Origin of the sequence: Ramlibacter sp., from assembly GCF_050250995.1 — a bacterium.
Taxonomy (GTDB): domain Bacteria; phylum Pseudomonadota; class Gammaproteobacteria; order Burkholderiales; family Burkholderiaceae_C; genus Ramlibacter.
In genome coordinates this window covers 56,063-80,294 of the sequence record NZ_JBFWNP010000020.1, presented here as the reverse complement: position 1 = coordinate 80,294, position 24,232 = coordinate 56,063, and the positions used below count along the sequence as shown (strand labels likewise).

The window sequence follows — 24,232 nt, the reverse complement described above, 5'->3', positions numbered from 1 at the left end:
GACGGGGGACATTCGCGGAAGGGGCCGCCCCCGTCCCGGTCCGGGGTGCGCCACCGCATTCAACGCCACAGCTTCAGAATCTGTGGAGAAGGGCGCGGGCTACCCTTCTGCCGCCCACACTCCTAGCGCTCGTCAGCTCACGCGAGCGCCGCGCGCCGCTCCTTGCGCCGCTCCAGCAATTCGAACAGGCCCATGCCGGCCAGCATGGCCGCCACGAAGACGAGCGCTTTCTGCTCGCCCATGCCGGCCGCCACCAGCGCCGGACCGGGGCAGAAGCCCGCGATGCCCCAGCCGATGCCGAAGAGCAGTCCGCCGCCCACGAGGCGCCGGTCCACCTGCGAGGACGTGGGCATGCGCATCGGGAGGCCGAGCAACGAGACGGTGCGCTTGCGCGCGAAGGCGAAGGCGAACACGCCCACCAGAATCGCCCCGCCCATGACGAAGGCGAGCGAGGGATCCCAGCGGCCGGCCAGGTCGAGGAAGCCGAACACCTTGGCCGGGTCGGCCATGCCGGAGACGATGAGGCCGATGCCGAAGACGGTGCCGGCGAGAAGTGCGAAGAAAACAGGCATGGAAACTCCTTAGCCGCCGATGAGATGGCGTGCGACGAAAACGGTGACGAAGCCGGCCAGCATGAATGCGGCCGTGGCGACGAGCGAGCGCGGGGAGAAGCGCGAAATTCCGCAGACCCCGTGACCGCTGGTGCAGCCGGAGCCGTACCGGGTGCCGATGCCCACGAGGAGACCGGCCGCGATCAGGCCGGCGTAGCCGGCATCGATCCGCGGCCGCGGCAACTCCGCGAAGAGCGCGTACATCAAGGGCGCGCCGAGCAGGCCGACGATGAAGGCCACGCGCCAGGCGATGTCGCCTCGCACCGGCGCGAGCAGCCCGCCCAGCACGCCACTGATGCCGGCGATGCGGCCGTTGAACAGGATGAACAGGGTCGCGGCGAGCCCGATGATCACGCCGCCCGCCAGCGCGGCCCACGGGGTGAATGAATTCCAGTCGATGGTCATGGTGTCTTACTCCTTGGGACAGTAAATGCGGTACAGGACCGCCAGGATTTCCAGCAGATTCGGGTCGGCCACGCAGTAATAGATGTTCTTGCCCTCGCGGCGGGTGCCCACCACGCCCTGGCCGCGCAACACGCCGAGCTGCTGCGACAGCGTCGGCTGATGGATGTCCAGCCGCTCCTCGAGCTCGCCGACGCTGAACTCGCCTTGCGAGAGCTGGCACAGCAGCAGCAGCCGCTCCGGGTTGGCCAGCAGCTTGAGCGCCGCGACCGCGTCCTCGGCCGCGCCGCGCAGGCGCAGCGGGTCGATCGCCAGGTCGTTCGTGTTTTCGGTCATGCTCTCTCTCGCTCTCTTGAATCCGTTCTTGCTTGACCGATAGTATATCTATCAATATAATATTACGCAACAGACTGAAAGGGTTCCCAATGGCCGGACGCATCACCACCCAGGCATTCTTCGACCGATCGACGGGGACGGTCACCTACGTCGTCTCGGACAACGCCACGCATGCCGCGGCCGTGATCGACCCCGTGCTCGACTACGACTTCAAGTCGGGCCACACGAGCACGCGGGCGGCCGACGAGGTTCTCGCCTATCTGGAGGAGAAGGGCCTGAAGGTCGAGTGGATCCTCGAGACGCACGCGCATGCCGACCACCTCTCCGGCGCCCGCTACCTGCAGGAGCGGGCGGGAGGCCGAGTCGCTATCGGCGAGAACATCCGCGAGGTGCAGGCCACGTTCAAGAAGCTCTACAACCTGGAGCGCACGTTCCTGCCCGACGGCAGCCAGTTCGATCACCTGTTCAAGGAGGGCGAGACCTTCCGCATCGGCGAGGTCGAGGCCCGGGCCATGCTCGTGCCCGGCCACACGCCGGCCGACATGGCGTACCTCATCGATGACAGCGTGTTCGTGGGCGACACCCTGTTCATGCCCGACGTGGGCACGGCACGCGCCGACTTCCCCGGCGGCGACGCGGCGACGCTGTACCGGTCGATCCGGCGCCTGCTGGCGCTGCCGCCGTCGACGCGCATCTACGTGTGCCACGACTATCCGCCCGCGGGGCGCAGCCCCCGCTGGGAAGCGACCGTGGCCGAGCAGCGCGCGAACAACATCCACGTGCGTGACGGAATCACGGAGGAAGGGTTCGTCGCGATGCGCAAGGCCCGCGACGCGACGCTCGAAGTCCCGACCCTGATCCTGCCTTCGATCCAGGTCAACGTCCGGGCCGGCCACATGCCGCCCGCCGACGACAACGGGGTGGCCTATCTGCGGATCCCCGTCAACGCATTGCCGAGGAACGCCTCGGCGGGGGGCGCCCCCGATCCCGCGCGCCGCTGAACGGCGCGCGGCGACGGCATCGCCGGGACGCTCGCCGGCGTTCCCGCCTTTCGTCGCCCACCCCGGCGCGGGTGGTCAGGCCTTCGGGCCCGGCTCGCCCGCCACCCCGTCGAAGCGCCGCGCGAGTTGCCGGCACGCCTGCGCGAGCAGGGTCGTCTCCACGCCGACCGCGGCAAACGTCACGCCGAGCGAGATGTAGTGACGGGCCAGGGCTTCGTCCACGCAGAGAATGCCGCAGGGCTTGCCTCTGGCACGGATCGACGCGATGGCGGCTTCGACGGCGGCCTGCACTTCGGGGTGGCCCGGCTGGCCGAGGTGCCCCATCGAGGCCGCGAGATCGGCAGGTCCGATGAACACGCCGTCCACGCCGTCCACCGCCGCGATCTCTCCCGCCTTCAGCAAGGCTTCCTTCGTCTCGACCTGCACGAGCAGGCAGGCGCGGTCGTTCGCGGCGTGCAGATAGTCCGGCCAGCCGTTCCAGCGCGACGAGCGGGCGAGGCCGCTGCCGACGCCGCGCGTTCCCTCGGGCGGATAGCGCATCGCGCGCGCCAGCACGCGCGCCTGTGCGGCGTCCTCCACCATGGGCACGAGGAGCGTCGTTGCGCCGATCTCCATCACCTGCTTGATGAGCGTGGCGTCGCCCTCGGGGATGCGGACCACCGGATGCGCGTCGTACGGCGCCACGGCCTGCAGCGTCGACAGCATGGAACGGAGGTCGTTCGGTGCGTGCTCGCCATCGACGAGCAGCCAGTCGAATCCGGTGCCCGCGCACAGCTCCGCGGTGTAAGGGTCGGCCAGTCCGAGCCAGAGGCCGATCTGCGTGCGGCCCGCGAGGAGCCGCTCCTTGAATGTATTGGCAGGGGTGTTCATGCGGAGAGGAGAAGGTGAGAGGGGGAACGTTCAGGCGCGGGCGCCGCCTGGATTTCTCTTGAGCGCATGCTCGGCGACCTCCGTGTGGCGCCGGGTGATCATGTCGCACGCGTTGCCGAGCCGGGACACGATGTCCGCCACCCGCTTGCCCTCGAGCCGGGGCGAAAGCGCCGCCACGCTGACGGCCGCCAGGAACTGCCCGCCCGCCGCGCGGATCGGCGCCGCGACCGCGCTCGTGCCCGGCATGACGCCCTGCGGCGCGTAGGCGTAGCCGAGGCCGCGCATCGCGCGGATCTGCCGCAGCACTTCCGATGCCGCGATGCCCTGCAAGGCGAGGCGCGCCTCGTTCGCGCTCGTGATCGCCTTCGCCTGCGCGGGCGGCATCCCGCCGAGCAGGACGATGCCGGAGACGCTGCCGCCCAGGGGCCTTCGCACGCCGACGGCGATGGACAGCACCTGGATCGGATGGGTGCCGAGGAATCGTTCGATGCACACGGAGTCGTTGCCGTGCCGCACGCTCAGGAACACCGTGTCGCCGATCTCGTCGGCCAGCGCCTGCAGGTAGGGTTGCGCGATCGCGCCGATGGGAAAGCGGCCGGTGCGCGCGAGTCCCAGCAGCCAGAGCTCCGGCCCGAGCAGGTAGCGCTTGGTCGCGGCGTCCTGTTCGATGGCGGTCTCGTCGGCGAGCACCTTCAGCAGCCGGTGGACCGTGGGCCGGCTCAGCCCGCTCAGCTGCGCGAGATCGGTGAGGCGCACGCCGCTCTCCTGCGCGCTGGCCACCAGCCGCAGGAGGCCGAGCGCACGCCGGACGCTCTGCGCGCCGTCGGCGCTTTCCGCACCGCGGTCCGGCCGGTGCTCAGCGGCTGCCATCCGCCAGCAGGCTCTTGTCCGTCTGCTGGATCGGCCGCTTGGTCGTGACGGGGCCGAGCGTCGCGTAGTTCGGGCCCGCGAGCCTGCAGATGGGGTTGAGCGCGACGCTGTCGATCTTGCCGTCGTGGAGCAGTCCGTCGCGGAGGTGGAACGCGAGGACCTCGCCGACCATGAATTCGGACCCGGTGTCGCCGAACGCGATCGCCTGCACCAGGCGGCACTCCATCGCGATGGGCGCGTCCACGAGCCTCGGCACCGACACGATGTCCGAGGCGGTCGTGCGCAGGCCGAGCAACTCGACCTCGCTCACCTCCGGCGGATGCTCGACCGAGCTCTCGTGCATCGCATCGAGCAGCGGCTCGTCGCAGATATGCACGGTGTATTCGCGCGCCGCATGGATGTTGCGGCCGGTGTCCTTGCGCACGCCCGCCTTGCGACCGACGTTGATGCCCACCATCGGCGGCTTGGTCGAGACGAACGTGAAGGCGCTGAAGGGCGCGATGTTGACCGTGCCCTCGGGCGAGCGCGTGCAGACCCAGGCGATCGGTCTCGGCACCACGATGCCCGTCATCAGGCGATAGGTGCGCTGGGGGTCGAGTTCGGTGGCGAGTACGCGCATGGGGAGTCTCCAGAGTCCACGATGCAGAACCATGAGGGGGCGCTGCGTGCGCGGCAATGATAGGGGGAGGGTGGCGCGAGGGCGAGCGCGGACACTCGGGAATGTCCATATTGCGGAATTTCGCGGGCAATCGGCATTGTCCGAATCGGTGCGTGTGCCTACAGTCGGTGCATCGTCAACCGGCCCACAGAGCGGAAATCATGAGACAACTCCTTGCCCTTTTCATCACTGCATGCGCCTGCGCCGGCGCCAGCGCGCAGGCATGGCCCACCAAGCCCGTGCGCCTCGTCGTGCCCTACCCGCCGGGCGGCAACGTGGACGCCGCCGCGCGCATCGTGTCGGGCGAATTGCAAAAGGAACTGGGCCAGCCCGTGGTCGTGGAGAACCGCGCCGGCGCGGGCGGCATGATCGCGGGCGAGTTCGTCGCGAAGTCGGAGCCGGATGGCCACACGCTGTTCTTCACGGCCAACGGACCGCTGCTCTATTCGCCCGTCATCTATGGGCGCAACCTCTACCACTGGAAGACGAATTTCGTTCCGATCGCGTCGGTGACCTTCACGCCGCTGATCCTGCAGGCGCACCCGTCGCTTCCGGTCAAGAACGTGCCGGAGCTGATCGCGCTCGCGAAGTCGAAGCCGAACGGGCTGTCCATGGCCTCCCCCGGCGCGGGCACCACGAACCACCTCATGAGCGAGATGCTGCAGCGGACCACCGGCGCGCAGTGGACCACGGTCCATTACAAAGGCAATGCGCCCGCGACGAACGACCTGCTGGCCGGCCAGGTGCAGTTCAACTTCGACCAGGTTTCCGTGGCCCAGCAGTTCGTGAAGGCGGGCCGCACGCGTGCGCTCGCGGTGGTCGCGCCGAAGCGCGTGCCCTGGCTGCCGGAAGTTCCGACGCTGCAGGAGCAGGGCATCAAGGGCATCGAGGGCCAGACCTTCACCGGCGTGCTCGCGCCGGCCGGCACGCCCCCGGCGGTCGTCGAGCGCGTGAGCCAGGCCATGCGCAAGGCGCTCGACCAGACGGCGGTGAAGGCGCGGATCTTCGCGGCCGGCTCCGACGCGCGCTGGATGAGCCCGCGGGAGTTCGCCGACTACCTCCAGAAGGAAGAGTCGACGTGGCTGCCCATCATCAAGTCCAAGAACATCACGGCGGACTGATCGGATGAGCAAGCGCCAGTCCATCTATCTCGAGGGCTTCGGCCACGTCAATCCGATTCCCGCCGCGTGCCGCGTCGGGCCGCTGCTGATGACGGGTCTCGTGAACGGCACGGACCCGGCCACCGGCAAGGTCGCCGCGACGCTGGAGGAGCAGACGGCGCTCATGTTCCGGCACATCCGCGCCATCATGGCCGCCGCCGGCGGCACGACCGACGACATCGTCCGCATCTCGGTGTGGCTGAAGGACAGGTCGCAACGCGGACCGCTCAACGAGCAGTGGCTCGCGATGTTCCCCGACGACCAGGACCGCCCCGCGCGGCTGAGCGTGCAGGCGGGCGACCTCTCCGGCGGCATCCTCGTGCAGTGCGAGGTCACCGCGTACATCCCGCAATCCTCCTGAGCCGACGCTCCCATGTCCGCCACCATCCCCGCCTACCATCCCTTCGATCCCAACCCCCGCACGCCGAACCGCCTCGCGCCGCCCGGCACCATCGACAGCCACTTCCACGTGCTCGGCCCCGCGGACAAGTACCCGCCGCGGCCGCAGGCCGGCTACGCGATGCCGAGCGCCACGTGGGAGGCGCTGCGCCGGATGCACCAGGCCCTGGGCATCTCGCGCGGCGTGATCGTGCAGACCACGACCTACGGCGCGGACCACCAGGTCGTGCTCGACGGGCTGGCGGCGCTCGGCCCCGGCTACAAGGCCTGCGCCAACGCGCTGGTGTTCGAGACGGCGGATGACGCCTATCTCCAGAAGCTGCACGACGCCGGCGTTCGCGGCGCGCGGTTTTCCTTCCGCCAGGAGCTCGGCGCCGTCCTCGACCGCAAGACCTTCGACATCGCGGTCGGCAAGATGAAGGAGCTCGGCTGGTACATGAAGATCCAGCCGGAACAGCGCGGCATTCTCGAAAGCGCGCACTGGTTCGAGCACCTCGACATGACGATCCTCATCGACCACATGGGGCGCGCGGATGGCGCGCTCGGGCCGAGCGATCCCAACGTCGTGCAGTTGCAGCGCTGGCTCGAGCGCGGCAACTTCTGGGTCATGCTCTCCCTGGGCGAGAAGATTTCCGTGGCCGGTCCGCCCTACGACGACGCCGTGCCCATCGCACGCGCGCTCATCGACGCGGCGCCGCAGCGCTGCATCTGGGGATCGGACTGGCCGCATCCCGTCTCCAAGAAGCAGCCGCCGAACGACGCCGACCTGCTGGAGCTGATGTACCGCTACGCCCGAAGCGAAGCCGAGCTGCGGGCGATCCTCGTCGACAACCCCTCCACACTGTTCGGGTTCACCCAATGAAGTCCGTCGTCGGAACGCTGCTGAATTTCCGGGGCGCATGGCAGGCGCTCGAGCCGCGCATGCACAAGGAGCCGCATCACAAGCCGCCCGTGCATCCGGTGCTCTACATCAAGCCCGTGAACACCTGGCGCGGGCCGGGCGATGCGATCGTCCTGCCGCCGGACGTACCCGAGGTCGAGGCCGGCGCGACCGTCGGCATCGTCATGGGCCGCGCGGCATCGCGCCTGAACGTGCGCAACGCGCTCGCGCACGTCGCGGGCTATGCCATCGTCAACGACGTCACCGTGCCGCACGAGGCGTTGCTGCGTCCGCCGATGCGGCAGAAGTGCCGGGACAGTTTCTGCCCGATCGGCGCCGTCGTGCCCGCGAGCCGCATCGCGGACCCGGACGCCTTGACCCTGCGGACCTACGTCAACGGCGAGCTGCGCCAGACGAATACCACGGCCAACCTGATGCGCAACACCGCCACGCTGCTTGCCGACGTGACCGAGTTCATGTCCTTCGAGCCCGGAGACATCCTCCTGGTGGGCGTTCCCGAGAATTCGCCGCGTGCGAAGCCGGGCGACACGATCCGCATCGAAGTCGATGGCCTGGGCAGCCTCCAGAATCCGGTCGTCCAGGAAGGAGTATCGTCATGAGAACCGGCCGCGTCGCGTGGATGGGCGGCATTCACGAATGTTCGCCGCACGGCGAGGGATCGATCCGCCTGGCCGATGGCCGCATCGTCCCGGAGGCGGAGGTCGTCTGGCTGCCGCCGTTCGAGGCGCGCACGATCTTCGCGCTCGCCCTGAACTTCGCGGACCACGCCGCTGAACTGGCGTCCAAGTCCTCGAAGGAGCAGGCGGGCTTCCTGCAGGCGCAGCATGCGGAGCCCATCGTCTTCCTCAAGGCGGCCAATTCGCTGGTCGGGCATCGCGGCCTCACTCGCCGGCCCCGCGATGCGGAGTTCATGCACTACGAGTGCGAGCTGGCCGTCGTGATCGGCCGCGAGGGCAAGCGCATTCCGCGCGACAAGGCGATGGAACACGTGGCCGGCTACACCGTGGCGAACGACTACGCCATCCGCAACTTCCTCGAGCCCTACTATCGTCCGAACCTGCGCGTGAAGAGCCGCGACGGCGGCACGGTGCTCGGTCCGTGGCTCGTGTCCGCGGACGAAGTGCCGGACCCCATGTCCCTCGCGCTGAAAACGACCGTCAACGGGACCGTCGTGCAGGAGGGCAACACGCGCGACATGATCCACGACGTGCCGGCCCTGATCGAATACCTCAGCGCATTCATGACGCTGGGCGTCGGCGACGTGATCCTGACCGGCACGCCCAAGGGCTCCGTGAACGTGAACGCGGGCGACGAGGTCGTCTGCGAAGTCGAAGGCGTGGGCCGCCTCGTCAACACCCTGGCCGAGGACTGGCCCGTTTCCGCCTGAATTCCCCGTCCGTTTTCCCCAAAGGATTCTTCCCGATGAAATCGTTCGCTTTTCCGCGCGCGCTGCTGGCCGCGTCCGCCGTCGTCCTCGGCCTCGGCCTCTCCCCGGCCGCGCATGCGCAAGTCCCCGCGGACAAGCCGATCCGGCTCGTCGTCCCGTATGCGCCCGGCGGCAACGTCGACAGTGCCGCGCGCATCATCGCGCCGGGGCTGTCCCAGGCGCTGCGCCGCACCGTCGTCGTCGAGAACCGGGCGGGCGCGGGAGGCATGATCGCCGGCGAGGCCGTCGCCAAGTCGACGCCCGACGGAACGACCCTCCTGGTCAGCTCCAACGGCCCCGTGCTCCACAGTCCGCTGATCTACGGCAAGCCCGTGTACGACTGGAAGAAGGACTTCGTCCCCGTGGGCTCCGTCTCGTTCACGCCGATGGTCCTGCTCGCGGGCCGGTCCGTGAAGGAGCCGACGCTGAAGGACGTGATCGCGGCATCGCGCTCGCGCAAGATCTCGCTGGCGACGCCCGGCGCGGGCTCGACGAATCACCTCGCGGCGGAGCTCCTGCAGATGGACCAGGCCGTGGCCTTCAACCTCGTTCACTACAAGGGCACCGCGCCCGCCAACGTCGACCTGCTGGGCGGCCATGTCGACCTCTCGTTCGACCAGATCTCCGTGGCGATGCCGCACGTGAAGCAGGGGACGCTGCGGGCGCTCGCCGTCACCACGCCGAAGCGCGTGCCGCAATGGCCCGACGTGCCCACGTTCGAGGAAGCCGGCATCAAGGGCTTCGACGTCGCGACCTTCGTGGGCGTCTTCGCGCCCGCGGGCACGCCGCCGGACACGGTGAGGCAGATTTCCGAGGCGCTGGCCGGCGTTCTCCGCGACAAGGCCGTGGTCGAGAAGTTCGACGTGCTCGGCGCCGACGCCCGCGCGATGCCGCCCGGCGAATTCCGCACCTACCTGCTGCGCGAGGACGAACGGTGGCTGCCGGTGATCAAGAAGGCCGACATCCGCATCAACTGACGCATGTAGCGCATGTTCTTCGACCCGGATCGCGGCGATCATGGCTTGCCGTTCAACCCCTTCAAGGCCTGCGTCGTGCCGCGGCCGATCGGCTGGATCACCACGCTGAAGCGCAACGGCAAGGTCAACCTGGCGCCGTTCTCGCAATTCAACCTGGTCGGCTTCGACCCCGGTTACCTGGTGTTCTCCGCGAACACGCATCCGCCGGATCACGCGCCCAAGCATTCGATCGAAAACGCGGAGCGCGAGGGCGAGTTCGTCTACAACATGGCCACGTGGGCGGCGCGCCAGGACGTGGTGGCCTCGTCCTTCCTGATGGATTCTGAATCGGACGACCTCGAGGCCCTGGGGCTCGCGTCCGCGCCCGGCCGCAACGTCAGGACCCCGCGGCTGGCGCAGGCCCCCGTGGCCATCGAGTGCCGCCATCACACGACCTTGCTGCTGCCGGGGCTGACGCCGGACACGACGCACCGGCTCGTGGTCGGGCGCGTCGTCGGCGTCCACATCGACGACGGGGCGTTGACGGCGCAGGGTCGGCTGGACGTCGCCCGGTTGAAGCCGCTGGCCCGGCTCGGCTATGCGGACTATGCCTGCGTGGAGAACGTCTTCACGATCGAGCCGCGCGAGGGTGCGTTATCCGCGGACACGATGCGGAAGATGCAGGGCGGGCGATGAGGCTGCCGGGCTGAGCGGGAACCATCCAGCCTGGTTCGTGTCCAGAGGTAACGGGTACGCCGTCGTCTCCCTCTCCGGTTGACGCCCCCGGCCGCGCTCGAATACGCTCCTTCGGTCCATGTCCTCTACTGCCTTGCCCTCGACCTCCATCCGGTCCACGTCGGCCGGTGCCGAAGCCGCGCGCTACGCGCTGCTGCGCCGGCTCGCGCCCTCGATGCGGCACCATCTCGTCGTCAATCTTCAGCCCATCGGCATGATCTACGAAGTGATGGACCGGCGGCTGCGCGCGGCGGAGGTCGACGTGCCCGCCGTGCAGCAAAGCGCGCAGAAGATCCAGGGCTTCGCCCGCGCCGCGCTCGACTCCTGCACCGACGTCGTGAGCTGGATCGCGCCGGACGACCGACATCTGTCGACGGTTCATGACGGGGCGAAGGAATGCGCGAGCCTCCTCGCCAGCAGCCTGGGCTTCCGCGGCTATGGGCTGCGCAGCGAGATCGACGCACTCGAAGGCAAGGTGCGCCGCGCCGCGATCCGCAACGTCCTGAGCGCATCGCTGCTCCATGCCACGGACGAGCTGCCGCCTCCGGCCGAGATCGTTCTGAAGGCGCAAGCGCAGGGCGAGGGTGCGTGGGTGGACATCGAGCTGCGTCCCGGTACCGGCGACAAGGGCTTTGCGCACGAGGCCGGTTACCGGCAAATCAGCTGGTCGGACGTTCAGGCGCTGGCCGAGGCCGATGGGGTCGAGGTGATGCGCGAAGGCGCCGAGCGGCTGCGACTCATGTTCCCCTGGGTGGCGGCTTGAAGCCGAGCTTCTTCATCGCCGCCGCGAGCGGCGCGCGTTTGTCCTCGTAGTCCGCCCAGGGCTCGTTGCCCACGTCCAGCCGCTCGTGAACGGTCGCGACGCGCCAGTGCGCGCCGCTTTTCACACTCGCCAGCTCGTCCCAGCCCAGCGGCACCGAAATGCCGAGGCCCGGCCGCGCGCGGGCGGACCAGGCGGCGGCGGTCGTGGCGCCGTAGCCATTGCGCAGGTAGTCGATGAAGATTCGGCCGACACGGTTCTTCGGCCCGCTCTTCGCGACGAACCTCTCGGGCATCACCTGTGCGAGATGCCGCACGATCGCGGCGGAGAAGTCCTTCACGGTGTCCCAGTCGTACTGCTTCTTCAGCGGCACGACGACATGCAGCCCCTTGCCGCCGCTGGTCTTCAGGAACGAGGGCAGGCCGAGCTCCTCGAGCATCGTGTTGACGAGGAGTGCGGCCTGCTGGATCTCGGGCCAGCCGACGCCCTCGCCGGGGTCGATGTCGAACGTCATGCGATCGGGCGCGCCGATCTTCGTCTTCACGCCGTTCCAGGTGTGGAATTCGATCACGTTCATCTGCGCGGCGGAAAGCAGCCCCTCGGGGCTCGCGATCTCCAGCATCGCCGGGTGACCGGGGAGGATGGCCGGGTCCAGCTGCGCCACGCCCGCCATCTTGTAGCGCTCGAGATGCTTCTGGAAGAACAGCTCGCCGCCGATGCCTTCCGGCGCCCGCACGAGCGAGACGGGCCGGCCCGCGAGATGCGGCATCATCAAGGGCGCGACCAGCGCGTAGTAGCGCACGACCTCGATCTTCGTGAGTCCGCTCTCGGGGTCGACGACGCGGTCGGGGTTGCTGATGCGAAGCGTGGCCGGCAGCCTGGGGTCGATGGAAGGTGCAGGGGCCCGGCCCGCCTGCTTTTTCGGAGCGGCCGTTTTTCTTTTCGAGGCGGCCTTTGCCTTTGCCTGTGCCGCGCCGGTCTTCGCCGGTTTGTCCACCGGGGCATCATGCACGGCCGCCTCGCGCACGATCGCGCGCGCGGGCTTGTCGGTGCGCAAGCCGTGGAACACGGCGTGCCGTACGCGGCCGTCGCGCGTCCATTCGCCGAACGCCACCTCGCACACGAGCTCGGGCTTCACCCAATGCGCGTTGCGCGGAATCTCGCTGCCGGCCTCGAAGGGCTTGCGCTCGACGGCCAGCGCATCCAGCCGGTCGCGCAGTTCAACCAGCATCTTCTGGTTGAAACCCGTACCGACGTTGCCGCAGTAGGTGAGGCGGCCCTGCGCGTCGTACACGCCGAGCAGCAGCGAGCCGATGCCCGCACGCGAGCCCTTCGGATCGGTGAAACCGCCGATCGCGAACTCCTGCCGGCGTCCGCACTTGAGCTTGATCCAGTCGGAGGACCGGCGGTTCGCGTACGCCGAGCCGCGCCGCTTGCCGATCACGCCTTCGAGTCCCAGCTTGCAGGCCGAGGCGAGGACGTCGCGCCCCGGCGCAGGGAACTCCTCCGAGAACCGAACGCGGTCGTGGGGCTTGCGCTCGACGATGCGCCTCAGCACCTCGCGGCGATGCTCGACCGCCACGCTGCGCAGGTCGTGGCCGGCGCAGTAAGGCAGGTCGAAGAGGTAGTAGACGATGTCGGCCGTGCGCGCGCTGTCGAAGGCGTTCTGCAGGGCCTGGAAGTCCGTCGCTGCGCCGTCGCCCTGCATGATGATTTCGCCGTCGTACCAACCGTCGGGCAGGTCCATCGACTCGAGCGTGCGAGCGAGATGCGTCAGGCGCGAAGTCCAGTCGTTGCCGTTGCGGGTGATGAGCTTCACGCGACCGCCTTCGGCGCGCGCCAGCATGCGGTAGCCATCGAACTTCACTTCGTAGATCCAGGCCGCGTCGTCGGCGGGTGGGCCATCGACGAGCGTGGCGAGTTCGGGCTGGAGCGCCTCGGGCAGCGCGGCCTTTCGCGCCCCGGGCGGCGGGCCATCGGTCGGCGTGGCGGGTGAAGCTGACGGCGCCGATGGCGGGCCGAGGGGCGGCGTGGCGGGCGGGCGATCGTCGAGCAGCGCGACGCTGTCGGGCAGTTCGTCGACCACGCTGTATTCGGCGGCGGGCCGCACGAAGGCATCGCGCTCCTTGATCAGCAGCCACGGCGTGCGCTTCTCGTCCCCGCCGTCCTTCCTGCCCGTGCGCACCAGCGTCCAGCGTCCCTTCAGCTTGTGGCCGTGCAACTCGAATTTCAGCCGGCCATCGCGATAGCCCGCCACCGGGTCGCCGACGGGGCTCCAGCTCCCCTTGTCCCAGATGATGACCTTGCCCGCACCGTAGTTGCCCTCGGGGATGGTCCCCTCGAAGGCGTTGTACGAGATCGGGTGGTCCTCGGTCGGCATCGCCATGCGCCGGTCGCGCGTGTCGAAGCTGGGCCCCTTGGGCACCGCCCAGCTCTTCATCGTGCCTTGCAGTTCGAGGCGGAAGTCGTAGTGCAGCCGCGACGCCCAGTGCTTCTGAACGACGAACGCGCGCGCCGCCTCGTTGGGCGTGCCACCCTCGGCCGGCTCCGGCGTCTCGTCGAAGCGGCGCTTCTCGCGGTAGAGGCGGAGTGCGTCCTTGGCGGCCACGCGCGATCGGTCCCGGCGTCCTTCTAGCGGAACTGGTCGCGCAGCACCTTCACCTGGTCGTGATTGCGAATCACGCCATCCAGCTGGCGCTGCACGAGCTGGCGCACGTGCTGCGGCATGGGCTTGTCCAGCGCGCTGCGATAGCGCGCCTTGGCGTTGTCTTCGCCGCGCTCGCACTCGGCGAGGATCGCCTTGTCGTCGTAGCCGGTCAGCGCCGACTTGACCGCGACCCATCCGCGATGCAGCGCGCCCATCGCGCTGCCGCCTTCCTCGACGGATCCGCCGAGGCTGCGGATCATGGCGTTGAGTTCCTGCGCGCCGCTGCGGCAATCGTCCGCGCGCTGCAGGAAGATGCCTTTCAGGTCGGCGCGCTTCGCATGCTCCGCGCACTCGCGAAAGCCATACTCGCCGTCCTTGCTGCATTCGACGAGATCCTTGAGCAGATCGATCACGTCGCCGACGTCGCCATCGCCGTCGCCGCCCGACTGCACCGAGCCCACGGCCGCCGCGGCGCCGCCGGTGCGCAGCGTGTTGTCGACGCGCGTCCACGCGGCACGGCTCGCGTGGCGGGCCGCGGGCCAGTCGAGCGTCGAGCCGCCGCGCGTCGTCGGCCATTCGCTCGCCAGGCGCGGCTCCACCGAGGACCAGTCCTCGCCGTACTTCATCCGCCCCTCGAGGCCCATGCGATAGGCCGGCGCGTAGTCGTCGTAGCTGCGGCCCTGCTCGAAATACGATTCGCGCTCGTAGTTGCCGCGCCAGAAGGCCTCTTCCTGCGTGGGATTCACGAGCTCGGCCGCCGCCTTGCCGGCGAGCCCTCCCATGACGGCGCCGGCGACGCCGCCAACCACCGCGCCGAGCGGGCCGGCCATGGCTCCGACGGCGGCGCCCGCCAGAACGCCGCCGGTCGATCCGGCCGCGGTCCCGAGCGGATGGTCGTCGGTGCCGGTGTCCCGGGCGAGGTCGCGTTCTTCGCGTGCAGCCATGGCAATCTCCTTGAAACGGTGAAGTTCGATGTCACCTCACATCTTGGGAGCGCCGCTCCGTGGGCGCGTCACCCCGCGGCGATTTCGGTTGTAGGAATCGGCCTATCCGAACATCGCGACAGCCGGACACTGAATCCTCCTACAGCGCGGGGCAATCCACTGCGGCACTCTCGTCCACGATGAAGCACTCGCTGCGCAAGACGCCATCCCACCTGCACCTCGCGTACAAGTACGGCGAGCAGGCGGGTGGTTTGCTCGGCCGCAACATGGCGATCACGGCGGACGGCAACACGTTCACGCTCGAGATCGACCTGGAGGCGAACCTGCGCGCGCGTAACAAGAGCTCACCCTGGTTCGTTGCCGCGCGGAACCTGCAGCGGCATCATCACAAGCTGAAATCGCTTCAATGCCCCGACAACCTCGTGCGCGGACGCCTGATCCGCGCCTGGGAGTCGGTGCCCCATCCCAAGCTGATGTTGCGGCTGGCGATGGGCGAGGGGACCGCCTACCTCTTCGAGGTGCAGCCCCACTCGCTTTTCACCGGCGGGATCCAGCTCGACGTGTTGTCCTGCGTCGAGGAAGAGGAAGACGAAAACCCTGCTCCGTGGCTGCATCCGCCCGCCCCCGAGCATCCGAATCACGCCTGAGACCGAATGAAGACCTCCACGAAAGCCCAACTCTTCGCCGCCGCGTTCTGCGTTCTCGGCGCGTTCGCGATGCCCGCACAGGCCGACGCCGATGGACTGCGTGCCAAGCACGTCGAGCTTCGCGAGCAACTGCGCAACAACAACTTCCAGCGCGCGATGCATGTCGACTCCTCGGAGGCCAATGGCATGCTCCAGGGCGACGTCTACGCGGTGATCGATCATCCGTTCAGCAAGGTGAGCCGGGCCCTGAAGCAGCCCGCCGCGTGGTGCGACATCATGCTGCTGCCCTTCAACACCAAGCTGTGCCAGCCCACGAACGGCGGCGCAGGCCTGCACGTCAAGATCGGGCGCAAGTACAACCAGCCGGTCGAGCAGGCCTACGGCCTCGACTTCGGGTTCCGCAATGTCGCCGCCAATGCCAACTACCTCGAGACGCGCCTCGACGCCCCGCAGGGTCCGGTGGGCACCCGCGACTACCGCATCGTCGTCTCTGCGGTGCCGGTCGAGGGCGGCAAGACGTTCATGCACATGCGGTATTCGTATGGCTACGGCACCATGGGCAAGCTGGCCATGAATGCCTATCTGTCCACGGCGGGCGCCGACAAGGTCGGGTTCTCGCTCACCGGCAAGGATGCCAACGGCAAGCCGCAGCCGATCGACGGCGTGCGGGGCGCGATCGAGCGCAATGCCATGCGCTATTACCTCGCGATCGACGCGTACCTCGACACGATGGACCTGCCGCCCGAGCAGCAGGTCGAAAAGCGCATCCAGGCGTGGTTCACGGCGACCGAGCGCTACCCGCGCCAGTTGCGCGAGATGGATCGGTCGACCTATGCGGCGATGAAGCGGCAGGAGTACGAGCGGCAGACCACCGCGTCGCTCAACTGACCGCAGGCAAGCGCCTTATTTCAGGCCCGCGGCCGCGCGCAGCGCCTGCGCGCGGTCCGTGCGCTCCCACGTGAATTCCGGCTCCTCGCGGCCGAAGTGGCCGTAGGCGGCGGTCTTCTCGTAAATAGGGCGCAGCAGGTCGAGCATCTGGATGATGCCCTTGGGACGCAGGTCGAACAGGTCGTGGATCAGCGACGCGATGCGGTCGTCCGGGATCACGCCCGTGCCTTCGGTGTACACCGTGACGTTCATGGGCTTGGCCACGCCGATCGCGTAGGCGACCTGGATCTGGCACTGGCGCGCGAGACCGGCGGCCACGACGTTCTTGGCGACATAGCGCGCGGCATACGCGGCCGAGCGGTCGACCTTCGACGGGTCCTTGCCCGAGAATGCGCCGCCGCCGTGCGGGCAGGCCCCGCCGTAGGTGTCGACGATGATCTTGCGGCCGGTCAGGCCGCAGTCGCCCTGCGGACCGCCGATGACGAAACGCCCCGTGGGGTTGATCAGGTAGCGCGTGTCCTTCAGCCACTCCTTGGGCAGCACCGGCTTGATGATCTCCTCGATCACGGCTTCATTGAAGGCCGGCAGCATCTTCGTGCCGTCGCTCATCTCCGGCGCGTGCTGCGAGGAAAGCACCACGGTGTCGATGCTGTGGGGCTTGCCGTCGACGTAGCGCATCGTGACCTGCGACTTCGCGTCGGGACGCAGGAAGGGCAGGCGGCCGTCCTTGCGAAGCTGCGCCTGGCGCTCGACGAGCCGGTGCGCGTAGTAGATCGGCGCGGGCATCAGCTCGGGCGTCTCGTCGCAGGCATAGCCGAACATGAGGCCCTGGTCGCCTGCGCCGATGTTCAGGTAGTCGTCGCTCGCATGGTCCACGCCCTGCGCGATGTCGTTGGACTGCTTGTCGTAGCAGACCATGACCGCGCAGCCCTTGTAGTCGATGCCGTATTCGGTGTTGTCGTAACCGATGCGCTTGATCGTGTCGCGCGCGACCTGGATGTAGTCGACGTGCGCGTTGGTCGTGATCTCGCCGGCCAGCACCACGAGGCCGGTGTTGCACAGCGTCTCGGCCGCGACGCGGCTGCGGGGGTCCTGCTTGAAGATTGCGTCGAGGATCGCGTCCGACACCTGGTCGGCCACCTTGTCGGGGTGCCCTTCGGACACGGATTCGGACGTGAAGAGGAAATCGTTCGCCATTTGAATAAACTCCGTCGGTTGAATGAGAAGGCGCGTTGCCTTCTGCCGGAGCATGGGCGAACGCTTTAGCAGTCATTTATGAGTCGCCCTGCAAGTAGTTCCGTAACTCGGCGACGCCCGAATTCTAACCCGAGTGAAAACGTTCTTCCATCTGCTGGCGTCGCTGCCCTTGCCCCTGCTGCATCGGCTGGGCGCCGCCGTGGGGTGGCTGGCTTTCCTGATGTCGCCGACCTACAGGCGGCGCTTTCGCGCCAATGCCCGGGAGGCGGGCTATGACTTTTCCCGGGTCCGTGCGGCCGTGGCGGAGGCGGGGAAGATGGTGGCGGAGACGCCGCGCCTGTGGTTCGGCGCGCCCGTTCCCTGCGAATGGTCCGGCGCGGACCTCGTGCGCCGCGCCCAGGCGCAAGGCCGTGGCGTGATCATGCTCACGCCTCATCTCGGCTGCTTCGAGGTTTCGGCCCAGTCCTTCGCGCAGGTGTTCGGCCCGATCACGGTGCTGTACCGGCCCGCGCGAAAGGCGTGGCTGCGCGACCTGGTCGATACGGCGCGCGCGCGTCCCAACCTCGCCACGGCGCCCACCACGCTGGCCGGCGTGCGGCAGATGCTCAAGGCGCTCCGGTCCGGCGGGGCGATCGGCCTGTTGCCCGACCAGGTGCCGCCCGCGGGCCTCGGCGCGTGGGCGCCTTTCTTCGGCCGCGCCGCGTACACGATGACGCTGCCGGCGCGGCTGGCGCGCCAGTCGGGCGCCCCGGTGCTTCTGGTGTGGAGCGAGCGGCTGCCCGGCGGGGCGGGCTACCGCGTCCACGTGCGCGAGTGGGAAGGCGAGATTCCCGAGTCGCCCGAGGCGGGCGCCGAACGCATCAATGTCCACATGGAGCGGCTCGTGCGCGAGTGTCCGGCTCAGTACCTCTGGGGCTACGCGCGCTACAAGCAGCCGCGCGAGCCGGCGAAGGGCGGGCTCGCGTGATCAGCCGCATCGGCGTCGTCTTCATGCGCCTGCTCGCGCCGCTGCCGCTGCCTTGGGTGCGCGGCCTCGGAGCGGTGCTGGGCCGGTTTCTTCATGCGGTGGTGCTGCCGCGCCGACGCGTCGTGCGCATCAACCTCGCCCTGTGCTTTCCGCAATGGAGCGAGCGGCGGCGGCGTGAAGTCGAGCGCCTCGTGTTCGTCCGCTTCGCGCAGGCCTGGCTCGATCGCAGCTGGCTGTGGCATGCGAAGCCGGAGGTGACGCGCGCACGCCTCGCCCTGGTCGGCGATGTCGATGCACTGGCCGCCGGTGCGCACGCGCAGGGCACGCTGATCTTCGCGCCGCATTTCGTGGGCATGGATGCCGGCTGGACCGCGCTGACGCAGCAGGTGCCGCGTCAGTGGGTCGGCATCTACACGCAGCAGGCCAATCGCGTCGTCGACGAATGGATGCTCGCTGGCCGGCATCGCTTCGATTCGGCCCGGCCGTTCGCGCGGGCCGACGGCGTGCGGGGCCTGGTTGCCGCGCTGCGGCGAGGCGAGGCGATGTACCTGCTGCCCGACATGAATTTCGGGCCGGAGGAATCGGTGTTCGTGCCGTTCTACGGCGTCGCCGCCGCGACCGTGCCCTCGCTGTCGCGCTTCGCGCGCCTGGGACGCGCCACGGTCGTGCCGGTGGTCTCCCGCCTCACGCGCGACGGCTACGAAGTCCGCGTCCATCCGGCCTGGACGGACTTCCCGACGGACGATGCGACCGCGGACACGGCCGAGATGAACCGGCGACTGCAGGGCTGGATCGACGAAATGCCCGAGCAGTACTGGTGGGTCCACAAGCGCTTCAAGACGCGCCCGCCGGGGGAAGCCTCCGTTTACTGAGTCGCTTCGTCCGGGTGCGTCCACTGCCACAGCGTGAGCGCCGTTTCCTCGATGCCCTGGCGCTTCAGCGCGGAGAACATCCGCACTTCGCCGCCCGCCGTCTGCAGCTTCGCGATCGACAGCGCCTTGGCCTGCTCCGAGCGCGTGAGCTTGTCGGCCTTGGTCAGCAGCACCAGGAATTTCAGCCCTTCCTCGACCCGCGGGCGGATGACCTCCAGCAGGATGTCGTCGAGCTCGGTGAGGCCGTGGCGCGGGTCGCACAACATCACCACGCCGCGCAGGTTGGGGCGCGACACGAGGTAGTTCGCCATCACCTGCTGCCAGCGGATCTTGTCTTCGCGCGGCACTTTCGCATAGCCGTAGCCGGGAAGGTCGGCGAGCACCGCGTCGACGATCCCCTGCTTGCCGAGTTCGAAAAGATTGATGGCCTGCGTCCGGCCGGGCGTCTTGGAGGCGAAGGCGAGCCGCTTTTGCTGCGTGAGCGTGTTGATGCAGGTCGACTTGCCCGCGTTGGAGCGGCCGACGAAAGCGATTTCGGGGATGTCGTGCACCGGCAGGTGCTCGAGTCGGGGGGCGGTGGTGAGGAAGCGGGCGGTGTGCAGCCAGCCGAGTGCCGCCGCCGCAGGCGAGGTGGGAGAGGTCATGGAGGCGGTGACAAAGATGGGCCATTGTAGAATCCCGAGGTTGTGCGCCTACGAACCCGAGAATTTTCCGCCATGATGGTCCCCACCCGCCTCCTGTTGGCCGCCGCGCTGGCCGTCTCCGCGCTCTCCCTTCAGGCCCAGCAGCCGGCGGCCCCGGCTGCCGCGCAGTCCGCTTCCGCGCCGAGTGCGCAGGCCGCGCCCGCCACGCATTCGCCGTCCGCGAGCGGCGCGCCGACCCAGTCGCCCACCGCACCCGCCGCCGCCATGGCGACGGCCGCGAACGTCAAGCCGGATGCGGCCGCGGGCGGCGCGAAGTACGACGCGGTGTGCGCGGCGTGCCACGGCGCCGAGGGCAATTCGGGCACGCCGGCCAACCCCAAGCTTTCGCAGCAGCACCCGGCCTACATCGTCAAGCAGCTGCAGGAGTTCAAGAGCGGCAAGCGCCCCAGCCCCATCATGCAGGGCTTCGCCGCCCAGCTGAGCGACGTGGACATGAAGAACATCGCCGCCTATGTCGGCTCGAAGAAGGCCAAGCCCGGCTTCGCGAAGGACAAGGAGCTCGTGGCGCTCGGCGAGCGCATCTACCGCGGCGGCATCCAGAACCGCCAGATCGCCGCCTGCTCCGGCTGCCACAGCCCCAACGGCGCCGGCATTCCCGCGCAGTATCCGCGCGTGTCGGGCCAGCATGCCGACTACACCGCCTCGCAGCTGGTCGCCTTCCGCGACGGCGCGCGCAAGAACAGTCCGCAGATGACGCAGATCGCCAGCAAGCTCAACGACCGCGAAATCCGCGCGGTGGCCGACTACATCGCCGGCCTTCGCTGAGCATTCCGGCACGGCCGCGAACGAGGGCGCCCCACGGGCGCCCTTCTTTTTTGTGAGAATGGGGCGAGAACGCAAGGAGAGCTCCATGTTGATCCGAACCGGCCGCGACGGCTTCCAGCATCCCATCGCCAGCGAGATCACGCCTCGGGCGGTGTACGAGCAGCGGCGATCCCTGCTCAAGCTCATGGCCGGCGGCGCGGCCGGGGGCGCGCTGGCGGCCTGGGTCGGCCGCGAGGCGCTCGCGCAGGCCGTGCAGCGCCCGAACAAGCTGGCTGCGCTGCCCGGCGCGAAGAGCGGCGTGGCCGGCGCCGCCACGATGGAGAAGGTCACCGACTACAAGGACGCGACCACCTACAACAACTTCTACGAATTCGGCACCGACAAGGACGATCCGGCGAAGAACGCGCACACGCTGAAGACGCGCCCGTGGACGGTCGAGGTCGACGGCCTCGTGAAGAAGCCCGCGAAGTACACGCTCGAGGACCTCGTGAAGCTGTCGGCGCAGGAGGAGCGCATCTACAGGCTGCGCTGCGTCGAGGGCTGGTCGATGGTGATTCCGTGGGTGGGCTACTCGATGTCGAAGCTGATCGAGAAGGTCGAGCCGCTCGGCAGCGCGAAGTACGTCGAGTTCATCACGCTCGCCGACAAGGCGACCATGCCCTACGTCGGCTCGCGCGTGCTCGAGTGGCCGTACGTCGAGGGCCTGCGCCTCGACGAGGCCATGAACCCGCTCACGCTGCTCACGTTCGGCATGTACGGCGAGGTGCTGCCCAACCAGAACGGCGCACCCGTGCGCCTCGTGGTGCCGTGGAAGTATGGCTTCAAGAGCGGCAAGTCGCTCGTGAAGATCCGCTTCACCGACAAGGAGCCGCGCATCTCCTGGAACAAGTCGGCGCCGCAGGAGTACGGCTTCTATTCCAACGTCAATCCGAACGTGGACCATCCGCGCTGGTCGCAGGCGACGGAGCGCCGCATCGGCGAGGACGGGCTCTTCGCCAAGAAGCGCAAGACGCTGATGTTCAACGGCTACGAGCCGCAGGTCGGCCAGTTGTACGCGGGCATGGACCTGAAGAAATTCTATTGATGAATTTCGGCCGCGCGCTGCTGCACCCGGCGGCCAAGCCCCTCGTGTTCGTGCTGTCGCTGCTGCCGTTCGCGTGGCTGGCGTACGGTGCGTTCACGAACAACCTCGGCGCGAACCCGGCCGAGTCGCTGATCCGCTCCACCGGCGACTGGGCGTTGCGCTTCCTGTGCCTCACGCTCGCCATCACGCCGCTGCGGGTGATGACCGGCACGCCGACGCTGCAGCGCATTCGTCGGATGCTCGGCCTCTTCATGTACTTCTACGTCGTGGTCCACCTGCTTTGCTACGGCGGGTTCGACATGGGGTTCGACCTCGCGGAAATCGGCAGGGACATCGTCAAGCGGCCCTTCATCCTTGTCGGCTTCGCGGCGTTCCTGCTGCTCACGCCGCTGGCCGCGACCTCGTTCAACCGCGCGGTGAAAGCGCTCGGCGCGAAGCGGTGGCAACTGCTGCATCGGCTCGTGTACGCCGTGGCGGCCCTCGCCATCCTCCACTTCTTCTGGATGCGCGCGGGCAAGAACGACTTCGCGGAGGTCGCGGTGTACGCGGCGATCCTGGGGGCGCTGCTCGGCTGGCGGATCGTCCACCGCCTGCGCGGCGAGCGCCAGAAGCGGCTCAAGGCAGCCGCCGCTCCTTGAGCATCTGGTCGGCCGCGGTTTCCCGCTCGCGGATCAGGTGAACCTGCGAGCCGTCGACCAGCACTTCCGCGGCGCGCCCGCGCGTGTTGTAGTTGCTCGCCATGCTCATGCAGTACGCGCCGGCAGACATCACGGCCACGTGGTCGCCGGGCCGCACGTTCAGCGGACGGCCGTGGCCGATCCAGTCGCCGCTTTCGCACACCGGACCCACCACGTCGTAGGTGTGGGGGTCGGCGTCGTGGCGCGCCACGGGCACGACCGCATGGAAAGCCTGGTACATCGCGGGACGCGGCAGGTCGTTCATCGCCGCATCGACGATGCAGAAATTCTTCTGCTCGCCGGGCTTCAGGTAGAGCACCTCGCTCACGCACACGCCCGCATTGCCGACGAGCGAGCGGCCGGGCTCGATCATCAGCGTGCGGTCGCCGAAGCCCCGCTGGTCGATGCGCATCAGCAGTTCGGCCCACAACGCATCGGCCGCTGGCGGCTGCTCGCCGTTGTAGGTGATGCCGAGGCCGCCGCCGAAATCGATGTGGTGCAGCGGGATGCCCGCCTTCTCGACCGCCTCGACCAGGTCGAGCACCTTGTCGACGGCATCGATATAAGGCCCTTGCGTGGTGATCTGCGAGCCGATGTGGAAGTCGATGCCGACCACGTGCAGGCCCGGCAATTCGGCCGCGCGGCGATAGGTCTGCAGCGCGCGCTCGTGCGCGACGCCGAACTTGTTGCCCTTCAGGCCGGTCGAGATGTAGGGGTGCGTCTGGGGGTCGACGTTCGGATTCACGCGCAGGCTCACCGGGGCCGTCTTGCCGGCGGCCACGGCCACTTCGCTCAGGACCTCGAGCTCGGCCTCGCTCTCGACGTTGAAGCAGGCGATGCCCGCGTCGAGCGCGCGGCGCATTTCGGCGCGCGACTTGCCGACGCCGGAGAAGATGATGTCCTCGCCCTTCGCGCCGGCTGCGAGCGCGCGTTCGAGTTCGCCGCCCGACACGATGTCGAAGCCGCAGCCCGCGCGCGCGAACACCTGCAGGATGGCGAGCGACGAGTTCGCCTTCATCGCATAGTGGATCTTCGACTTGCGGCCGGCGAAGCCGCGCTGGTAGGCGCCGAGCGCCTCGAGCATGGACGCCTTCGAATACACGAAGAGCGGCGTGCCGTATTCGCGTGCGAGCGCATCCAGCGCGACGTCCTCGACGTGCAGCACGTCGCCGCGATACGCGAAGTGGGGATGGCCGGGCAGAGTGTTCATGGAGTGCGCACGGGCGAGGCCGTGCCGGTCGGCGGCGCCGAGGCGGGGCTGCCGGGCAGCATCGAAGCGGGCGTGAGGGTTTCGGGCAAAGTGGCGCGCTGGGCCGCGGCGGGGCCGCTCGGGTGGACGAGCGCGCCTTTCTGGCCGCAGCCGCCCAGTACGAGGGCGATGACTAGAATTGAACAGGCACGCGGCATCGCGTGAATTGTAATGACCGATCTCGAATACATGAATGAAGCCGAGGCGCTGCTCGCGCGCGTGGAGGCGTGCTGCGATCGCCTGAACGAGCGGACCGATGCCGACATCGACAACCAGCGCGTGGGCGGCATGGTGACGCTCACCTTCGCCGACCGCAGCCAGATCATCGTCAACCTGCAGAAGCCGCTGCAGGAGGTGTGGATGGCCGCGCGTGCGGGCGGCTTCCACTACCGCTTCGACGGGCAGCGGTGGATGGACACGAAGGGGCAGGGAGAGTTCTTCGCGCACCTGAGCCGGTACGCGAGCGAGCAGGCGGGGGAGCCCCTGGCTTTCGAATAGACGCCATC

Annotated in this window: 29 protein-coding genes; 17 read left to right on the top strand and 12 right to left on the bottom strand. The window is 68.6% G+C overall.

The genetic code is table 11. The annotated features are described in order from the left end of the window. Nucleotides 1-137: 137 nt before the first annotated feature. From AB7E83_RS14745 to AB7E83_RS14735, 3 genes are read right to left on the bottom strand one after another with little or no spacing between them, the layout of a single operon-like run. Nucleotides 138-572: a DUF6691 family protein gene (locus tag AB7E83_RS14745; protein WP_428570699.1), complete on the bottom strand. Its 435-nt coding sequence runs from the start codon at nucleotides 570-572 to the stop codon at nucleotides 138-140. Nucleotides 573-581: 9 nt separating this feature from the next. Continuing rightward, a complete protein-coding gene (locus AB7E83_RS14740; RefSeq protein ID WP_428570697.1) occupies nucleotides 582-1,016 on the bottom strand; it encodes a YeeE/YedE family protein in 435 nt (144 codons plus the stop codon). A 6-nt stretch (nucleotides 1,017-1,022) separates the two neighbouring features. After that, a complete protein-coding gene (locus AB7E83_RS14735) occupies nucleotides 1,023-1,349 on the bottom strand; it encodes a metalloregulator ArsR/SmtB family transcription factor (RefSeq protein ID WP_428570695.1) in 327 nt (108 codons plus the stop codon). Between the two features lie 89 nt (nucleotides 1,350-1,438). Between AB7E83_RS14735 and AB7E83_RS14730 the strand changes: the two genes are divergently transcribed. Continuing rightward, nucleotides 1,439-2,350 carry an MBL fold metallo-hydrolase gene (locus tag AB7E83_RS14730; RefSeq protein WP_428570693.1) on the top strand — a complete coding sequence of 304 codons (912 nt, stop codon included), beginning with the start codon at nucleotides 1,439-1,441 and terminating at the stop codon, nucleotides 2,348-2,350. 75 nt (nucleotides 2,351-2,425) lie between these two features. Here AB7E83_RS14730 and hpaI read toward each other — a convergent pair whose 3' ends face one another. Genes hpaI through AB7E83_RS14715 form a run of 3 tightly spaced genes read right to left on the bottom strand, consistent with a single transcriptional unit; the run spans nucleotide 2,426 to nucleotide 4,709 of the window. Then, complete coding sequence (gene hpaI, locus AB7E83_RS14725; protein ID WP_428570691.1) at nucleotides 2,426-3,220, bottom strand: 4-hydroxy-2-oxoheptanedioate aldolase; 795 nt, start codon at nucleotides 3,218-3,220, stop codon at nucleotides 2,426-2,428. A gap of 30 nt (nucleotides 3,221-3,250) precedes the next feature. Beyond that, the gene (locus tag AB7E83_RS14720) at nucleotides 3,251-4,090 is read right to left on the bottom strand and encodes an IclR family transcriptional regulator (RefSeq protein ID WP_428570689.1); all 840 of its coding nucleotides are present in this window, start codon (nucleotides 4,088-4,090) and stop codon (nucleotides 3,251-3,253) included. Continuing rightward, nucleotides 4,077-4,709 carry a flavin reductase family protein gene (locus AB7E83_RS14715; RefSeq protein WP_428570687.1) on the bottom strand — a complete coding sequence of 211 codons (633 nt, stop codon included), beginning with the start codon at nucleotides 4,707-4,709 and terminating at the stop codon, nucleotides 4,077-4,079. The genes AB7E83_RS14720 and AB7E83_RS14715 overlap by 14 nt, the downstream gene beginning before the upstream one ends. A 200-nt stretch (nucleotides 4,710-4,909) precedes the next feature. On the opposite strand from AB7E83_RS14715, the gene AB7E83_RS14710 reads away from it, so the two are divergent. The 8 genes from AB7E83_RS14710 to AB7E83_RS14675 all read left to right on the top strand — a co-directional run bounded on the left by AB7E83_RS14710 (nucleotide 4,910) and on the right by AB7E83_RS14675 (nucleotide 11,088). Then, a complete protein-coding gene (locus tag AB7E83_RS14710) occupies nucleotides 4,910-5,869 on the top strand; it encodes a Bug family tripartite tricarboxylate transporter substrate binding protein (protein ID WP_428570685.1) in 960 nt (319 codons plus the stop codon). A gap of 4 nt (nucleotides 5,870-5,873) precedes the next feature. After that, on the top strand, nucleotides 5,874-6,269 hold the full coding sequence (locus AB7E83_RS14705; protein WP_428570683.1) for a RidA family protein: 396 nt from the start codon (nucleotides 5,874-5,876) through the stop codon (nucleotides 6,267-6,269). Nucleotides 6,270-6,293: 24 nt separating this feature from the next. Next, on the top strand, nucleotides 6,294-7,169 hold the full coding sequence (locus AB7E83_RS14700; protein ID WP_428570703.1) for an amidohydrolase family protein: 876 nt from the start codon (nucleotides 6,294-6,296) through the stop codon (nucleotides 7,167-7,169). Continuing rightward, entirely contained in the window at nucleotides 7,166-7,807 is a 642-nt protein-coding gene (locus AB7E83_RS14695) for a fumarylacetoacetate hydrolase family protein (RefSeq protein ID WP_428570682.1), read from the top strand. Before AB7E83_RS14700 ends, AB7E83_RS14695 begins: the two co-directional genes overlap by 4 nt. After that, nucleotides 7,804-8,595 (top strand): fumarylacetoacetate hydrolase family protein, encoded by a 792-nt coding sequence (locus tag AB7E83_RS14690; protein WP_428570679.1) that lies wholly within the window; start codon nucleotides 7,804-7,806, stop codon nucleotides 8,593-8,595. The genes AB7E83_RS14695 and AB7E83_RS14690 overlap by 4 nt, the downstream gene beginning before the upstream one ends. A 35-nt stretch (nucleotides 8,596-8,630) precedes the next feature. Next, a complete protein-coding gene (locus tag AB7E83_RS14685) occupies nucleotides 8,631-9,611 on the top strand; it encodes a Bug family tripartite tricarboxylate transporter substrate binding protein (protein WP_428570677.1) in 981 nt (326 codons plus the stop codon). A gap of 12 nt (nucleotides 9,612-9,623) precedes the next feature. Beyond that, nucleotides 9,624-10,286: a flavin reductase family protein gene (locus AB7E83_RS14680; RefSeq protein WP_428570676.1), complete on the top strand. Its 663-nt coding sequence runs from the start codon at nucleotides 9,624-9,626 to the stop codon at nucleotides 10,284-10,286. Between the two features lie 133 nt (nucleotides 10,287-10,419). Next, nucleotides 10,420-11,088, top strand: coding sequence for a hypothetical protein (locus AB7E83_RS14675; RefSeq protein WP_428570674.1), 669 nt, complete (start codon nucleotides 10,420-10,422; stop codon nucleotides 11,086-11,088). On the opposite strand, the gene ligD is transcribed toward AB7E83_RS14675, so the two are convergent. Continuing rightward, the gene (ligD, locus tag AB7E83_RS14670; RefSeq protein ID WP_428570672.1) at nucleotides 11,063-13,693 is read right to left on the bottom strand and encodes a DNA ligase D; all 2,631 of its coding nucleotides are present in this window, start codon (nucleotides 13,691-13,693) and stop codon (nucleotides 11,063-11,065) included. The genes AB7E83_RS14675 and ligD overlap by 26 nt on opposite strands. 23 nt (nucleotides 13,694-13,716) lie before the next feature. After that, nucleotides 13,717-14,676: a ferritin-like domain-containing protein gene (locus AB7E83_RS14665; RefSeq protein ID WP_428570670.1), complete on the bottom strand. Its 960-nt coding sequence runs from the start codon at nucleotides 14,674-14,676 to the stop codon at nucleotides 13,717-13,719. A 179-nt stretch (nucleotides 14,677-14,855) separates the two neighbouring features. Between AB7E83_RS14665 and AB7E83_RS14660 the strand changes: the two genes are divergently transcribed. Both AB7E83_RS14660 and AB7E83_RS14655 read left to right on the top strand, forming a co-directional pair. Continuing rightward, on the top strand, nucleotides 14,856-15,323 hold the full coding sequence (locus AB7E83_RS14660) for a hypothetical protein (RefSeq protein WP_428570668.1): 468 nt from the start codon (nucleotides 14,856-14,858) through the stop codon (nucleotides 15,321-15,323). Between the two features lie 6 nt (nucleotides 15,324-15,329). Beyond that, on the top strand, nucleotides 15,330-16,211 hold the full coding sequence (locus AB7E83_RS14655; RefSeq protein ID WP_428570666.1) for a hypothetical protein: 882 nt from the start codon (nucleotides 15,330-15,332) through the stop codon (nucleotides 16,209-16,211). A 15-nt stretch (nucleotides 16,212-16,226) separates the two neighbouring features. On the opposite strand, the gene metK is transcribed toward AB7E83_RS14655, so the two are convergent. After that, the gene (gene metK / locus AB7E83_RS14650; protein WP_428570664.1) at nucleotides 16,227-17,408 is read right to left on the bottom strand and encodes a methionine adenosyltransferase; all 1,182 of its coding nucleotides are present in this window, start codon (nucleotides 17,406-17,408) and stop codon (nucleotides 16,227-16,229) included. Between the two features lie 133 nt (nucleotides 17,409-17,541). Here metK and AB7E83_RS14645 point away from each other — a divergent pair, with 133 nt between their 5' ends. Then, entirely contained in the window at nucleotides 17,542-18,375 is an 834-nt protein-coding gene (locus tag AB7E83_RS14645; RefSeq protein ID WP_428570662.1) for a lysophospholipid acyltransferase family protein, read from the top strand. After that, nucleotides 18,372-19,247 carry a lysophospholipid acyltransferase family protein gene (locus AB7E83_RS14640; protein WP_428570660.1) on the top strand — a complete coding sequence of 292 codons (876 nt, stop codon included), beginning with the start codon at nucleotides 18,372-18,374 and terminating at the stop codon, nucleotides 19,245-19,247. The genes AB7E83_RS14645 and AB7E83_RS14640 overlap by 4 nt, the downstream gene beginning before the upstream one ends. Here the strand turns inward: AB7E83_RS14640 and yihA are convergent. Further along, nucleotides 19,241-19,891: a ribosome biogenesis GTP-binding protein YihA/YsxC gene (yihA, locus tag AB7E83_RS14635; protein WP_428570658.1), complete on the bottom strand. Its 651-nt coding sequence runs from the start codon at nucleotides 19,889-19,891 to the stop codon at nucleotides 19,241-19,243. The genes AB7E83_RS14640 and yihA overlap by 7 nt on opposite strands. Nucleotides 19,892-19,963: 72 nt before the next feature. Here yihA and AB7E83_RS14630 point away from each other — a divergent pair, with 72 nt between their 5' ends. From AB7E83_RS14630 to AB7E83_RS14620, 3 genes are all read left to right on the top strand, one after another. Then, nucleotides 19,964-20,716, top strand: a complete 753-nt coding sequence (locus AB7E83_RS14630; protein ID WP_428570656.1) for a c-type cytochrome — start codon at nucleotides 19,964-19,966, stop codon at nucleotides 20,714-20,716. An 85-nt stretch (nucleotides 20,717-20,801) separates the two neighbouring features. Further along, nucleotides 20,802-21,800 (top strand): protein-methionine-sulfoxide reductase catalytic subunit MsrP, encoded by a 999-nt coding sequence (gene msrP, locus AB7E83_RS14625; protein ID WP_428570654.1) that lies wholly within the window; start codon nucleotides 20,802-20,804, stop codon nucleotides 21,798-21,800. Further along, nucleotides 21,800-22,438, top strand: a complete 639-nt coding sequence (locus AB7E83_RS14620) for a sulfite oxidase heme-binding subunit YedZ (protein WP_428570652.1) — start codon at nucleotides 21,800-21,802, stop codon at nucleotides 22,436-22,438. Before msrP ends, AB7E83_RS14620 begins: the two co-directional genes overlap by 1 nt. On the opposite strand, the gene lysA is transcribed toward AB7E83_RS14620, so the two are convergent. Both lysA and lptM read right to left on the bottom strand, forming a co-directional pair. After that, on the bottom strand, nucleotides 22,416-23,687 hold the full coding sequence (lysA, locus tag AB7E83_RS14615) for a diaminopimelate decarboxylase (RefSeq protein ID WP_428570650.1): 1,272 nt from the start codon (nucleotides 23,685-23,687) through the stop codon (nucleotides 22,416-22,418). The genes AB7E83_RS14620 and lysA overlap by 23 nt on opposite strands. Beyond that, complete coding sequence (lptM, locus tag AB7E83_RS14610) at nucleotides 23,684-23,884, bottom strand: LPS translocon maturation chaperone LptM (protein ID WP_428570648.1); 201 nt, start codon at nucleotides 23,882-23,884, stop codon at nucleotides 23,684-23,686. The genes lysA and lptM overlap by 4 nt, the downstream gene beginning before the upstream one ends. A 13-nt stretch (nucleotides 23,885-23,897) precedes the next feature. Between lptM and cyaY the strand changes: the two genes are divergently transcribed. Beyond that, nucleotides 23,898-24,224 carry an iron donor protein CyaY gene (cyaY, locus tag AB7E83_RS14605; RefSeq protein WP_428570647.1) on the top strand — a complete coding sequence of 109 codons (327 nt, stop codon included), beginning with the start codon at nucleotides 23,898-23,900 and terminating at the stop codon, nucleotides 24,222-24,224. Nucleotides 24,225-24,232: the final 8 nt, after the last annotated feature.

Bases quoted from the DNA above. Each gene is read 5' to 3' on its own strand.
- AB7E83_RS14735 (WP_428570695.1), bottom strand. From the start codon at position 1,349: ATGACCGAAAACACGAACGACCTGGCGATCGACCCGCTGCGCCTGCGC.
- AB7E83_RS14630 (WP_428570656.1), top strand. From the start codon at position 19,964: ATGATGGTCCCCACCCGCCTCCTGTTGGCCGCCGCGCTGGCCGTCTCC.
- AB7E83_RS14705 (WP_428570683.1), top strand. From the start codon at position 5,874: ATGAGCAAGCGCCAGTCCATCTATCTCGAGGGCTTCGGCCACGTCAAT.
- AB7E83_RS14710 (WP_428570685.1), top strand. From the start codon at position 4,910: ATGAGACAACTCCTTGCCCTTTTCATCACTGCATGCGCCTGCGCCGGC.
- AB7E83_RS14730 (WP_428570693.1), top strand. From the start codon at position 1,439: ATGGCCGGACGCATCACCACCCAGGCATTCTTCGACCGATCGACGGGG.
- AB7E83_RS14720 (WP_428570689.1), bottom strand. From the start codon at position 4,090: ATGGCAGCCGCTGAGCACCGGCCGGACCGCGGTGCGGAAAGCGCCGAC.
- AB7E83_RS14745 (WP_428570699.1), bottom strand. From the start codon at position 572: ATGCCTGTTTTCTTCGCACTTCTCGCCGGCACCGTCTTCGGCATCGGC.
- AB7E83_RS14680 (WP_428570676.1), top strand. From the start codon at position 9,624: ATGTTCTTCGACCCGGATCGCGGCGATCATGGCTTGCCGTTCAACCCC.
- AB7E83_RS14620 (WP_428570652.1), top strand. From the start codon at position 21,800: ATGAATTTCGGCCGCGCGCTGCTGCACCCGGCGGCCAAGCCCCTCGTG.
- AB7E83_RS14655 (WP_428570666.1), top strand. From the start codon at position 15,330: ATGAAGACCTCCACGAAAGCCCAACTCTTCGCCGCCGCGTTCTGCGTT.
- AB7E83_RS14660 (WP_428570668.1), top strand. From the start codon at position 14,856: ATGAAGCACTCGCTGCGCAAGACGCCATCCCACCTGCACCTCGCGTAC.
- metK (WP_428570664.1), bottom strand. From the start codon at position 17,408: ATGGCGAACGATTTCCTCTTCACGTCCGAATCCGTGTCCGAAGGGCAC.
- lysA (WP_428570650.1), bottom strand. From the start codon at position 23,687: ATGAACACTCTGCCCGGCCATCCCCACTTCGCGTATCGCGGCGACGTG.
- cyaY (WP_428570647.1), top strand. From the start codon at position 23,898: ATGACCGATCTCGAATACATGAATGAAGCCGAGGCGCTGCTCGCGCGC.
- lptM (WP_428570648.1), bottom strand. From the start codon at position 23,884: ATGCCGCGTGCCTGTTCAATTCTAGTCATCGCCCTCGTACTGGGCGGC.
- AB7E83_RS14690 (WP_428570679.1), top strand. From the start codon at position 7,804: ATGAGAACCGGCCGCGTCGCGTGGATGGGCGGCATTCACGAATGTTCG.
- AB7E83_RS14665 (WP_428570670.1), bottom strand. From the start codon at position 14,676: ATGGCTGCACGCGAAGAACGCGACCTCGCCCGGGACACCGGCACCGAC.
- hpaI (WP_428570691.1), bottom strand. From the start codon at position 3,220: ATGAACACCCCTGCCAATACATTCAAGGAGCGGCTCCTCGCGGGCCGC.
- AB7E83_RS14715 (WP_428570687.1), bottom strand. From the start codon at position 4,709: ATGCGCGTACTCGCCACCGAACTCGACCCCCAGCGCACCTATCGCCTG.
- AB7E83_RS14740 (WP_428570697.1), bottom strand. From the start codon at position 1,016: ATGACCATCGACTGGAATTCATTCACCCCGTGGGCCGCGCTGGCGGGC.
- yihA (WP_428570658.1), bottom strand. From the start codon at position 19,891: ATGACCTCTCCCACCTCGCCTGCGGCGGCGGCACTCGGCTGGCTGCAC.
- msrP (WP_428570654.1), top strand. From the start codon at position 20,802: ATGTTGATCCGAACCGGCCGCGACGGCTTCCAGCATCCCATCGCCAGC.
- AB7E83_RS14685 (WP_428570677.1), top strand. From the start codon at position 8,631: ATGAAATCGTTCGCTTTTCCGCGCGCGCTGCTGGCCGCGTCCGCCGTC.
- AB7E83_RS14695 (WP_428570682.1), top strand. From the start codon at position 7,166: ATGAAGTCCGTCGTCGGAACGCTGCTGAATTTCCGGGGCGCATGGCAG.